Below are 12,349 nucleotides of genomic sequence, written 5' to 3'. Positions count from 1 at the left end.
CGCGGGAGGGCTCTCCCGCTTTTTTTTGATACAACATGTGAACATGTGGTCACACATGAGCCAAAGGAAACGATATGATATTACTGGAACGGATTCTCGCGGAAAGCTGGAATGTCCTGTGTCTTTCAGCACCCTACATGCTGTTTGGCTTTTTTATCGCGGGCCTTCTCAAGGCCTTTATCCCGGATGATTTTGTGGCGCGTCACCTCGGACGGGAGAACGGGGCAAGCCTTCTGAAAGCATCACTCTTCGGGGTGCCCATCCCCCTTTGCAGCTGCGGGGTGCTGCCGGCTGCCGCTGGCCTTCGCAAGCAGGGGGCCAGCAAAGGGGCCACCACCTCTTTTTTGATCTCCACACCGGAAACCGGCGTGGACTCCATTGCCGTGACCTGGGCCCTTCTGGACCCGTTGATGGCTCTTCTGCGTCCCCTCTCCGCCTTTTTGACGGCCATGGTCACCGGTCAGCTGGTGCGCAGCCTGGATCCGGACGTGAAAAAAGTGGCGCCCGTCCCGGCCCCCATGGAGGTCTTTACCATGGCTCCGGCCGGGGATGAGCCCTCCTCCTGCGGGTGCGGGTGTTCCGCACCGGCCAGCAAGCCTACGATCATGGAGCGCCTGCGCATGGGCATGCGGTTCTCCTTCGGCGACCTGTTTACCGATATCTCCGGATGGTTCTTTGTGGGCGTGGTTATCGCAGGCTTCATCACCGTCTTTGTGTCGCCGGAGCTTGTGGATGCCTACCTCGGCAACCACCTGGTGGCCATGCTGGTGATGCTGGTCATCGGTACCCCCCTTTACGTGTGTGCCACGGCCTCTACCCCCATCGCCGCCGCCCTGGTTCTCAAAGGGCTGAACCCCGGCGCCGCCCTGGTTTTTCTCCTGGCAGGGCCCGCCACCAATGCCGCGGCCCTTTCCGTCATCACCGGCATCCTGGGGAAAAAATCCATGATTCTTTACCTTGTAGGAATCATGGTCTCCTCCTTTATCCTGGGCTTTGCCGTGGACGCCGTCTACTCCATGACCGGCCTCACCGCCGGCTGGCAGGCAGGTGCCGAACATGCCGGGCGCACCCTGATCGGCACGGTCAGCGCCCTGGTTCTCTTCGGGCTCGTTCTTTTCGGTAGGGGCGGTCACGGGTCGTGCTCCGACCCGGCGTGTGAGTGCGGGTAACCCTCCGGTGCGCGACTGCTCCCGGGTTTCTATGGTTCATGTGGGGGAAAACGTGCCTCCGGCGGCCCTGCCGGGGGCTAAACTTTTGCCTGATCTTAGATCGACGGGTTTACTAAACAGGCTTTAAAAAACAGGTTCAGAGCAATCAAAATCGATAGCGAATGTGATTTTCCCTGAGGAGCGAAGGGGAAAGCGCATTCGCCATTTGCTTTCAAGGTGGCACACCTTGCCGCCGGAGCTATTCTGGTTAAAGTCAAGCGAATCCCAAACGCCCTTCATCGTGTTTCCAGAAGGGTGAAATGGGCCTCTCCTGCAAAAACAGTTGCAACATGCCATACATCACGCGAATGCCCCGAGAACGATCGCATAATAGTTGCCTTCATGCATTCGCCATAGGGTTTCAAGGTGCCCGCACCTTGCCACCGGAGGCATTGCTTTCGTTTTTCCCTTTTAAATTTAAAACATGTTCACTGCGTCAACGTGGAATCGGAAGGCTTGCGAACCATGGGCTTGCCGCTTTGTTCGTGGGCGTAGAAGAGGTCGGCCTCTTCGCTGGGGATGGGGGTGGCGAGAAAGTCAGACCAGTTTTTCCGGACGCGATCCAGCAGCGGGGCCACGGTGACCAGGGCGTCGTCTTTTCCGCTGATGTGGGCGGCGGCGCTGCTGAAGGCCCATGCCTCGGGGACACGGACGTAGTTGCGTTTGACGGGATTGATCTCCACGTAGCGTGCGCAGCGGATCAGGTAGGTTTCGTCAAGGGCGTGCCGTGCCGGTCTCTCCTTGAAACTGGGCACGACCGGTGCGTTTCGCTGGGCAAGGCAGGCGGTGTAGCCAAGGGTTGCCTCGTGGAGGCAGGCGTCGAGGGTGGCGGGCTCTTCGGTGACGGCGATGAGGTGGATGTGGTCGGGCATGAGGCAGTAACCCCAGACGCGGACGTTGCGTTGCCTGCAGGCCTCGGCAATGATGCGGATGTAGTCGGCGTAATCGTCGTCGGAGAAGAAGAGGGGTTGTCCGTCAACGCCGCGCTGGATGACGTGGTGGGGTGATGCGGTGTTTCCATGGCCTGTCATTGGTGTCTCCTTCGTTGGAATTGGTCTGGCGTTGAACCGGTGGCCCGGGGTATGACTCTTATGGAGCGTGCCCCCCGTGTCGGGGTGTGCTTTTTTAAGGTATCGGAAACATGTAGCCGAGTCATCGGGTTTTTGAAATGGAAAGGGACGCATGAAAATTTTGCATCTGATCAGTCAGCGCCCTGAGCTCACCGGTAGCGGGATGTATGTCCAGGCGGTCATTCGCGAGGCCGAAAAGCGGGGGCATGACAATTATTTTCTCTCCGGGATCCCTGAGAAAGACGCGCCGGAGCTTGCGGGCATTGACCCGAAGCAGTGTGCCTTTGTCCGGTTTGAGGGGGGCGATCTTCCGTTTCCCGTTGTGGGGATGAGCGATGTGATGCCCTACAGGAGCCGCCGGTTTTCAGCCTTGTGCCCCCGGGAGGTGGACGCCTATGAGACCACCTTTTCCGAGGCCCTGGCCCGGGCCGTGGAGGCCTTTTCCCCGGATCTCATCCACAGCCATCACCTTTGGGTGGTGAGCGCCCTTGCGCGGGAGCTTTTTCCGGGTATCCCCATGGTCACCAGCTGCCACGGCACCGACCTCCGGCAGTTCAAGACGTGCCCCCACCTGGGGGAGCGGGTGCAGCCTGCATGCAGCCGTATCGACGGCGTCATGGCCCTGACCCGCGCCCAGGCCCGGGAGATTGCCTCTGTGTATGGGATTCCTGGGGCGCGCATCCATGTGGTGGGGGGCGGTTACGACGATGCGCGCTTTGCCCCGGCAGGGAAAAGCGCCCCACCCCCCGTGGAGATCCTCTTTGCGGGAAAACTCAGCCGCGCCAAAGGGGTGCCCTGGCTTTTGAGGGCCCTGTCCTTGCTTACGGACCTTCCCTGGCGGCTTCACCTGGCCGGCAGCAGCACCGGCACGGAACTGGGCCTGTGCCGGGACCTGGCCGAACCCTTGAAGGGGCGGGTGGTGTTCCACGGCATGCTCGATCACGATGCCCTGGCGGCCTTGATGGCACGATCCCACCTTTTTGTCCTCCCTTCTTTTTTTGAGGGCCTTCCCCTGGTGCTTTTGGAAGCCCTTGCCTCGGGATGCCGCATCGTGGCCACCTCGCTGCCGGGGGTACGGGAGGTCTTGGGAGAGGCTCCGGCGGGATGTGTCCGCCTCGTGGACCTGCCTTCCCTTAAATCGGCGGACGAGCCCCATGGGGCCGATGAACCCCAACTGGAGGTGATGCTGGCAGGGGCCCTTAAGGATCAGATTCTCTCGGCCATGGATAGCCCGGAGATTGATGTGGCCTCGGCCAGCAGGATCCTTGCCCCGTTTACCTGGGCAGGGGTCTTTGAGCGTATCCAAGGGGTGTATGACAAGGTGACGGAAGGCGGACAGGCCGGTGGCGGCAGTGCAGGCGGGATGCGTTTGGGGTGACGGTCTGGGGATCAGGCGGCGGCACGTCGCCCAGTTGAGGAAAAGGAGAGGGCGATGGCCGCCATGTCGTCATGGGTTTTGAACCTGGGGTACCTTCGGCACCCGGGGTCGGTGTGTTCCACGGACCGTACATGGTGCTTTACGGCCTGTAGGCCTCCGGCCAGGAAGAGAGAGACCAGCGTTTTAAAATCCATGCCTGCCTCGGGGTCTTCCCGGGGGATGAACAGGCCGTCGGTGAACAGGAGGATGTGCTTGATGCCTTCAAGGCTCACACTGCCGTGGTTGAGAAAGTCCATGGCCTGTGCCTCGCCGTTCATGACCCCGTAGGTGATGTTCATGCCGGAGCGCACCTTGCGTATCTGGTCCTTGAGCTCATCCAGGATGGAACCGGTCCGGCTGGCTGCGGTTTCTTTCCACAGCTTCAGGGTCTCCAGGTCGTGGTCGTCCCCCGTGGCCAGCAGGTCGCAGGAGCCGTCTTCATAGATTGCCAGGATGGGGCTGTCCCCGGATTGAACCCAGTGGAATCTGTCTCCTTCGATTCTGCCCACGGCTGCGCTGGTGCTCCAGAGGTTCTCTTTACAGGTCACATCCACTCCGTTTTCAAGCATCATGCAGCGAATGGCGGCGTTGGCCCTGTGGGCCAGGTCCATCAGGGGCCCGTCGTTTCTGCTAAAGATGTCGCCGGCGGTGGTGGCGGCCAGGTATCCCCCGGTCGCGCCGCTGTCGAAGGTTTTTCCGTTAAGGCTCGTGGCGCCGTCAAAGACCCCGAAGAGGGTGCCGTTGACCCGCACGGCGTCTTCGTTCATGGCGCCGGTTCCCTGGTCGTGGATGGTCTCAGCCTCTACGGTGTGTGTGGTGCACTTGCCTGGTCGCTGCATCGAGTATCCTGGTTTGGTGATAAAATAAAAGAAGCAAACACTCAGTTAAAAAAAGCCTTCGGCAGCCCTGCCCGGGGTCAAGTTTTTGAAAAATTTGACAAACAGGTTTTAAACGGTCGGTATGCCTTCAGAAACGATTTTATATAATCCGGCAATACATGGGTCAAATTGGTAATATCGATGGTTTTCGGGGATGGATTGATAAGATCGATGGGCGTGCGCCTGCTTTTCAGGCGACCGCATGGGGCAGGGGGGCGTTCTTTCAGGAAGAACGCCCCGGATGTGATCAGTGACCCGTCATTTTACGATAGAGTGCCCGGTACGCTTCCGTGGTCTCCTGCAGGGCCTTGACGTGTTTAATATCCGTGGATTGTTTGGCCTTCATGGCGAAGACAACCAGCTGATGAATGTATTTCAGGCTCTCCACGTAGTCCTTCATCCCTTTGGTACCCTTTGGGATCTTGACCCGCTGGGCAAGGAAATACTGGGTCGCGATCTCCTGGATTTCTTCGGCGTGTCGCTCCTTGTTTGAGACCCATCTGACAACCTGGTTGGTGTTGCCCTTATCGGCCAGGGAGAGGTCGTTGATGGCATTCATGCTTTTTTCGATGGTTTTGATGTGCTCCAAAATCATTTCAAAGCGCATCTCATCGTTGTAGATACCGCAGGGGATTTCGCAATGGGCGAGGGCGGCGGTGGGTGTTGAAAGGAGCACGGCCCATGCCAGGAACAGGCCGAAAAAGGATCGTTTCATGGTTGTCTCCTGTAAGCTTGGGGAGAACCCGGAGAGGGGATGGGCTCTCACGGTGGAGGGCGTGGTACGCCCGGTTGGGTGAGGCACGGCTGATTGGAAAAAGGGGGGTGCAGAGAGAGGCCGCCTGGACGGTAAGGGGCAACAGTTTTGTGGCGCTGGGAAGATGGGCGGCAATGGGTGCCAGCGATGTTTTTCCAGGTCCTTACTATATCACAGCTGAGGCGCAGTGAACCACCTTGCAGTGGACGGTCTGGTAGAATGGTCGCAACCTGTGAATACTTTTTTACCCGAGTCGTTTCCTGGTGTATGGTGTCGTCAGGTGTCCCTTCTGGAGGAACCGAGAGTCTGCAATGGGAAAAATGCGTGGAACTGAGGTGGCGGAAGAAGGAAATTCCTGGCCGCCGCCGGCGTTGCCGGCGGCCAGAAATCTACTTAGGAGGAGAATCAATCTGTTCTTTACGCTGGCCGGCAACAGGATGGCTGGAGCCGGCAGGCGCCGTTACATGTTGGAGTGACAACAGTGATAGCCTCCGGGCCGAAAATTGACAAACCATAAATACTTAACCGCCTATTAGAAAAACTAATGACACAGAATCTACCCCCTTTAAACGCCCTGGTTGTTTTTGAAACGGTGGCCAAGCACCTGAGTTTCACCACCGCTGCCGGGGAGCTCTGCATCACCCAGGGCGCGGTGAGCCAGCAGATCCGGAAACTTGAAGATTTTCTGGAACTTCCCCTTTTTCGGCGGGGACATCAGTCCCTGAGCCTGACCCAGGCCGGCGCCGACTACCTGCCGTCCGTCACCGAGGCACTGGATAAGATCAGGATTTCCACGGCCTCTCTCTCTCGGAAAGACGCCCGGGGTGTGTTGTCTGTGAACGTCTCCCCCAGCTTTGCCAATCAGTGGCTGCTCTCACGGTTTCACCTGTTCTGCCGGGAGTACCCCGACATCGATCTGAAAATCAACGCCACCCCCATCCGCACGGAGTTCGGCAAGGAGGACGTGGATGTGGCCATCCGGTATGGCGCCGGCCCCTGGCCGGGGGTCCACTGCACCAAGCTCTCCCACGGCAGGGTCTATGCCGTCTGCAGTCCGGAGCTCCTGGAAGGGCCCCACGGCCTGACAACCATCCGGAACCTGAAGCACCACCTTCTCCTCAGGAACAGCGAGCTCTGCCTGTGGCCCATGTGGCTCGAAAGCGTGGGGATGAACCTGGCCGAGATGCGGCAGGGGCCCACCTTCAACCTGCTCTACATGGCTATCCAGGCCGCTGCCAATGGTCAGGGCGTGGCCCTGGGCAGCACCCTTCAGATTTATGACCACATCGAAGCCGGGACCCTGGTGGTGCCCTTCAAGGTGGGGGTGATCTCCCCGGTTTCGTACTGGTTCCTCACCCCGGAGATCAAAGTCCGGGATGCCAAGGTGCTGGCCTTCAAGAGCTGGATCACCGCAGAGCTTCAAGGGCAGAACCCGATTTGATTCCTTTTGTAACCATTCAGCTCATCATAAGGACAGAGCCTCCGGCGGTCCTGCCGGGGGCCAAACTTTCGAAAAGTTTGACAAACAGATGTCTGACAAGATTTTCTCAACATACTCTGAATGAAAGGCGAATGTGATTTTCCCCGAGGAACGAAGGGGAAAGCGCATTCGCAACTTGCTTTCAAGGTGGCACACCTTGCCGCCGGAGGCATGTTTTTGCTTTTTTTGTTGTTTTTGCGCTGGCCCTTACCCGGTTTTTCAATAGGCACATCGAATCGAGGCGTAGATGTTGGTGTTGTCTTCGAATTGCCCGAAAAACGTGGTGTTATGGCGTCCGGTGAACACATTGGCCCCGGCCGTGAGCTGCACCCGGTCCGATGCCTTGTACACGATCAGGGGCCGGAGGTAGGCGTCTTCATCCGTGGGCGACCAGTAGCCGGAGAAGCCGAGGCTCAGGTTTTGGTTGAAGAGCAGCTGCTCCAGGCTGCAGGTGATCACCTGGCGCCGGTGGTCGCGGGTGGCCTCCGGATCGCGGGCGTATGCCCCGTGGTCGAGGAGTTCTTCCACGTAATACTGGAGGCTCACCGTCAGCTCGTGGGCCAGGTCCCGGGCGTAACCGATGAGGTAGCGTCTTTCGGAGTTGTTGACCAGGGGATCGGTGCCTGAGAGGTCGTCTAAGGATCGATACCAGGCCACCTCCAGGTTTGCGATGCCCTGGCCAAGCTGGCCCCGAGCGCTTGCCCCGTACACCTCAAGGGCCGGGAAGAGAGCCGTGCCCTGGGGCGTGGTGCCAGAGGGCTGTTTCCAGAATCCTTTGTAACCGTAGGCTGCGATTTCATAGTTTTTTACGGTCCGATGGATCCGAAGGGCGATTTCGTCGTCCCTGAACCAGCGGTCCGGGGTGTCCGTTGGGCCGCTGTTCCCAGGCAAAATATAGGTGCCGTCCGTGTACCGGTCCGGGTCAAACCGGGGGGTATAGACCAGGTCGACACCGGCCAGGGGGGTGAACAGGCTCACCTTTGCCGCATCGGACGGGGCCTTGAGGTAATCGCCGTCCCGCCCGATGAAAAACGCCTGCCAGTCCTTGGGAAAGAGGTCGTTGAGAAAGACCAGGTCCCCGGTGCCCCAGGTGAGGACCTGGCGTCCCACCGTCAGGTCGGTGTACTCGCCCACCCGTGTGAAAACCCAGGCTTCCCGCAGATCATCCTCCACTTTATCGGTGACCCCATCCGCCCAGATATCCCCTTTCAGCTTCAGCTCAAACCCATCGTACATGGCCGAAAGGTCCCCTTGAAAACGGGCTTCAACAGGGGACCATCCTGTCTCTTCCGGGCCCTTTTCCGGCCGCCAGCCCACGCGAGTCTCCGCGTACCCGTGGATCTCCACGGGTTGGAGCCAGGCCGGCAGGGCGTGTTCCCCGCGGGCTGCACCGGCCTGGCAGAGAAAGAGAAGGGCTAATAGTGCGGTGCGACAGATCTCCTTCATTTCAGGAGTCTCCTCGGGGGGCGGCGCAGGTACCGTTCCGAAAAGACGGTGTCGGACACCCCGGTGTTGAACCGGATGCCGGAGACCCTCATTTCCGTGACACTGCCGGACTCAAGGTTCGTCGCCACAGAGCAGGTGACAACGGGGTAGTGCCGTTCCTGTCCGTTTTCCACGGCAGGGATGGCCTCCACTTCGGTGGCCTCGATGACCCGGGTGACGGCACCTGTCTTGTCGAAGAATTCCTGCTTGACGGGCAGGAAGGTCTCTTTGTCGATGGTGGCGGTGTAGTGGGAAAAGGAGACGCTCTCCGGGCGCACGGGGATGTTGTCGATGACATAATACCGGTGGGTAACCTCCCTTAGGACGTGGTGGTCCTCGTGGATGTTCCGCCCGGAGATATCTTCGTAGAGAAAGTCGGAGCCTGCAAAGCTGGTCCGCTTGTCACCGGCTGCGATGCGTTTGACAAGGTCCAGGTTGGGCAGGTAGAGCCACCGGTCGTCGTCCTTGGCCGGGCTGTCGTGTTTGTGCACCATAAAGGTCATCTTGCGGACGTCGGCCGGGGACTTGAAGTAGATGAGGTAGAACTGATCCCCGTTGCCGGCGGGGTGGTTTTTTCTCAGGGTGTTGAAGGCCCGTTTCCGGGTTCGGCCGAGTTTGTCCGTGATGACCATACGGACGCTTGCGCTGTTGTCGTCTCCGGGGTAGAGGGCGGCATGGTTTGCCCGCCGGATGATTTCATCGGCGTCGGTGAGACCGGATGCGAAGACCGGGCCGAAGGGAATGACAAGGACCAGTATCCAAAGGGCCAGGCAATAGGCCGGGATGGTGGTTCTGTGTGTGTTCATGGTGTCTCCTTGCATGGGGTTGGGGTAACAAAGGGCGAAGGGCCTCTTGTTAAAGATGCCTTCTATGGTGAAAGTGCATGTAAGAAAGCCTCCGGCGGCAAGGTGTGCCACCTTGAAAGCAGGTTGTAAATGCGCTTTCCCCTTCGTTCCTCAGGGAAAATCACATTTGCCTTTAACGCTGTATTCATTGAAAAAGCGACCCGCCGGAGGTGAACGGAATAGGTAGGGCTCACGTAAAAAACAAACAGACAATTTTACAAAAAATGCCGCTGTGATTTGAGCATTGGTTTTTCCCTCCTTAGAGCCTTTCTTGTTGTCTGCGGGCAAAGCCCGTCTGCGAATGTGATCGGCCTGAGGAACGAAGGCCGGGAGCATTTGCGAATCTGGGGTCCAGGGGATCATCCCCTGGCCGCCGGAGGCGCGGTTTTTTTTCGGGGAAGAATCGGTTTTCCCAGACGGTGAGGATCGCAGGCAGGACCACCAGGGTGATGAGGCCCGAGGCTGCCATGATGGCAAAGAGCATGGCTCCGGTGGTTTTGTAGGGCACCAGGGAGGCCACGAGCAGGGGCAAAAAGCCGAAGGCGACGACCAGGACGTTGCGGCTGATGGCCCGGGCGGGTTCGCCGAAGACCATGGGCAGGGCCGACTCCCAGCTGCCGGTGAGGGCCACGGCCTTTCGGCTGCGTTCCAGGAAATGGATGGCAAAGTCCACGGCCATGCCGATGGACAGGGCACTCATCACGGCAATGGGCAGGTCGTAGTCTTTGCCCATCAGGCCGGTGGCGCCGTAGATCAGGGGCAGGGTAATGGCCAGCGGGACCATGCAGAGCATTGCCCACAAGGGGGACCGGAAGAGAACGGCCATCATGATCAGCACCATGAGAAAACTGCCGGCAAAGGAGCGAAGGAAGCCCCCCACCAGCTTGATCTCCAGGACGCGGTTGATGTAGTGCAGGCCGGCCCATTTAAAGGAGAGGGGCACGGGGGGCGGATGGATGGCTGTGTAGGCGTTGACCGCCTCCACGGCTTTGCGGGTTGCCATGCTGTCCCCGCAGTTGAAGTGCAGGTTGATGATGGCGTTTTTGTAGTCCGGTGTGACCAGGTGCCACAGGTCGTTGGGCCGATGGCTCTGCTGGAATTGCAGGTAGCATTCGGCCACCTTGGGAAGGCTGTCCGGGAGGGTGAAGTCCTCTGGTTTGCCGGTGGTGAGCTCCTGGTTGACCTTGCGGACCACGTCGGCGGCAGACTCCGTTTTTCCGATATACGGTTCAGCGTCCATGGCGGCCTGGAGGTTCGCCACATAGGCCAGGAGGTCCGGCCGTTTGAAAATGGCGTGGTTCTGGAGTTCGACTTCGAGAAAGGTCTGGATGTCGAGCCAGGCATCGTATTGGGCGTCATCGGCGGTGGACGATGCCTTCTCGATGGATTGGGCGATGCCCTCGGCCAGCTCGGTGGCGGACGGACCCCCATGACCCAATGCCGAGAGTTTCGGCCCCATCTGGGTTGCCAGGGATCGGACAAGGGGATTCTCGTGTGCATCGGCAAAGTGGGCCAACCGGCGCATCAGCTCCTGGATATCCTGCTGGTTGAGAACCTCGTCCCGGGTGTTGCTCAGAACCAGGTAGGCGGTGTAGGTGCCCGAAAAGTGACGGTTCAAGGCGGTGTCCGCCTGGCGGATGGGGTGGCTGGTGTCGAATCGTTTGGCGTAGTTGTCGTTGACCTGGATGCGGGTGATGCCCCAGATGGAAATGGCCACCACCAGGCAGAAACCGGCCAGGATGACCTTGGCGTGGGCAAAGGTGAAGCGGCCCAGGGCCGAAAGGAGGCGTGCCAGTCCCTTAACCTTCTGGCCGGACTGGTGTCTGTGGCCGAAGGATTCAAGGCGTCTTTCCGGGATCATCATGACGTAGGCCGGGACAAAGAGGACCGTGAGCAGCCAGGCCACCATCACCCCGATGCAGAGAAATCCGCCGAAGACCTTTGCAGGGGGGATGGGCGCCAGGGTCAGGGACAAAAATCCGGCTGCCGTGGTGAGGGACGTGTAGAGCATGGGGGCAAACAGGGTCTCCATGACGGAACGGATGGTGTCGGCCCGGCCGGCCCTGGGGGTGTACGTGTCGAAGAATTCGGACAACACGTGCACCGAGTCCACCATGGCAATGGACATCAGGAAGATGGGCAGCATGGAGCTCAGGATATGGACGGGATACCCTGCGCCGATCATCAGGCCCATGGTGATGACAATGGAGACGGTGGCGATGATCATGGGAAGGATGATGAGCTCCCATTTCCGGAAGAAAAGGGCCAGAAGGCCCAGGATGACCACCATGGCAAGGGGGGAGGCCGTGCTCATCTGGGTGAACATCTCAACGCCCACGGCACCCTCAGCCACAGGCAGGCCGGTGATGTGGAAGACATCGCCCTGCGGGGAGGTGTTGAGCTCGGCGATTTTTTCCCGGAGCGCCGTGTAGACCTTGTAGCTGATGAGTTTTTCGGTGAGGGGCAGGTAGAGGCTGACGGCGCGTCCGTCTTCAGAGACCATGCGGCCCTTGATGAGGGGGTTGGAAAGGGCCTTGTCCCGGATGCTCCGCGCTGCTTCCCGGGTCTTGGGGGGCTCGGGCATCAACCAGTCAAAGCGAAGGGAGCCCGGTGCGTCCTGGCTCATGTGATCCACCAGGGAGGGAGCCACAACCTCGGCGGCGATGACTCCGTGGGTTTTTGACGGGTCCGATGCATCGGGCCACCTGAGGGTGGAAGCGAACCGGGTGAGGGTATGGATCTTGGACAGGGTTTCGGGGTTGAAGACGCCGTCGGGGTCTTCTTCGTTGACGATGCCCACGATGACGATTTCACTCAGGGTGAAGTTTTTTTTTGTCTCATCGTTGAAAAGACGCGCCGGCTCGGTGGTCTTCAGCATGTTTTCCGGGTCGGTGTCCATGACCACCCGGGGGAAAAAGGCCGCCGCCGCAAGGGTGGCTGCCAGGATGAGCAGGGCCACCCTTTTGGCGTGGATAATGGCCGCGTTGATCAGGAATCGTTTCAATCCGTTCATGGGGATCTCCAAATCCTTGGGTGAAGGGTTTTCGTTGGGGACAGCCCGGCAGGGGGGCTGCGTGATGGGTATGCGATAAAAAGATTAACCCACTTAACTATTTTAGCGTCAAGGCAGGGAGCAGAGATGCCGGTCCTGCCCGGGCGCAAGGTGTTTAACCCCCGTTCATGGTGTAAATCACAGCAGCATCAACGGCGGA

General features: G+C 59.4%; 9 protein-coding genes. 3 read left to right on the top strand and 6 right to left on the bottom strand.

All coding sequences use genetic code 11. The features are described from left to right. Positions 1 to 74 precede the first annotated feature (74 nt). On the top strand, positions 75 to 1,169 hold the full coding sequence (locus BLQ12_RS14100; RefSeq protein ID WP_092211309.1) for an SO_0444 family Cu/Zn efflux transporter: 1,095 nt from the start codon (positions 75 to 77) through the stop codon (positions 1,167 to 1,169). A 467-nt stretch (positions 1,170 to 1,636) separates the two neighbouring features. Here BLQ12_RS14100 and BLQ12_RS14095 read toward each other — a convergent pair whose 3' ends face one another. Continuing rightward, positions 1,637 to 2,239: a transposase gene (locus tag BLQ12_RS14095; protein ID WP_175469794.1), complete on the bottom strand. Its 603-nt coding sequence runs from the start codon at positions 2,237 to 2,239 to the stop codon at positions 1,637 to 1,639. A gap of 151 nt (positions 2,240 to 2,390) precedes the next feature. Here BLQ12_RS14095 and BLQ12_RS14090 point away from each other — a divergent pair, with 151 nt between their 5' ends. Further along, positions 2,391 to 3,656, top strand: coding sequence for a glycosyltransferase family 4 protein (locus tag BLQ12_RS14090; protein ID WP_092211307.1), 1,266 nt, complete (start codon positions 2,391 to 2,393; stop codon positions 3,654 to 3,656). An 11-nt stretch (positions 3,657 to 3,667) separates the two neighbouring features. Here BLQ12_RS14090 and BLQ12_RS14085 read toward each other — a convergent pair whose 3' ends face one another. Further along, positions 3,668 to 4,534, bottom strand: coding sequence for a protein phosphatase 2C domain-containing protein (locus BLQ12_RS14085; RefSeq protein WP_092211306.1), 867 nt, complete (start codon positions 4,532 to 4,534; stop codon positions 3,668 to 3,670). 286 nt (positions 4,535 to 4,820) lie between these two features. Then, positions 4,821 to 5,288: a superoxide dismutase [Ni] gene (locus BLQ12_RS14080; protein ID WP_092211305.1), complete on the bottom strand. Its 468-nt coding sequence runs from the start codon at positions 5,286 to 5,288 to the stop codon at positions 4,821 to 4,823. A 583-nt stretch (positions 5,289 to 5,871) separates the two neighbouring features. On the opposite strand from BLQ12_RS14080, the gene gcvA reads away from it, so the two are divergent. Next, positions 5,872 to 6,768: a transcriptional regulator GcvA gene (gene gcvA, locus BLQ12_RS14075; RefSeq protein WP_092211304.1), complete on the top strand. Its 897-nt coding sequence runs from the start codon at positions 5,872 to 5,874 to the stop codon at positions 6,766 to 6,768. A 258-nt stretch (positions 6,769 to 7,026) separates the two neighbouring features. Here gcvA and BLQ12_RS14070 read toward each other — a convergent pair whose 3' ends face one another. The 3 genes from BLQ12_RS14070 to BLQ12_RS14060 form a co-directional block, all read right to left on the bottom strand. Then, positions 7,027 to 8,253, bottom strand: a complete 1,227-nt coding sequence (locus BLQ12_RS14070; RefSeq protein WP_092211303.1) for a DUF1302 domain-containing protein — start codon at positions 8,251 to 8,253, stop codon at positions 7,027 to 7,029. Then, the gene (locus BLQ12_RS14065) at positions 8,250 to 9,098 is read right to left on the bottom strand and encodes an outer membrane lipoprotein-sorting protein (protein ID WP_092211302.1); all 849 of its coding nucleotides are present in this window, start codon (positions 9,096 to 9,098) and stop codon (positions 8,250 to 8,252) included. Before BLQ12_RS14065 ends, BLQ12_RS14070 begins: the two co-directional genes overlap by 4 nt. 298 nt (positions 9,099 to 9,396) lie before the next feature. After that, positions 9,397 to 12,150 carry an efflux RND transporter permease subunit gene (locus tag BLQ12_RS14060; protein ID WP_092211301.1) on the bottom strand — a complete coding sequence of 918 codons (2,754 nt, stop codon included), beginning with the start codon at positions 12,148 to 12,150 and terminating at the stop codon, positions 9,397 to 9,399. Positions 12,151 to 12,349 lie beyond the last annotated feature (199 nt).

The organism is Desulfoluna spongiiphila (assembly GCF_900101345.1).
GTDB classification, from domain to species: domain Bacteria; phylum Desulfobacterota; class Desulfobacteria; order Desulfobacterales; family Desulfolunaceae; genus Desulfoluna; species Desulfoluna spongiiphila.
Note: the sequence above shows the minus strand (reverse complement) of the source record. Positions and strands in the feature narration are given on the sequence as shown.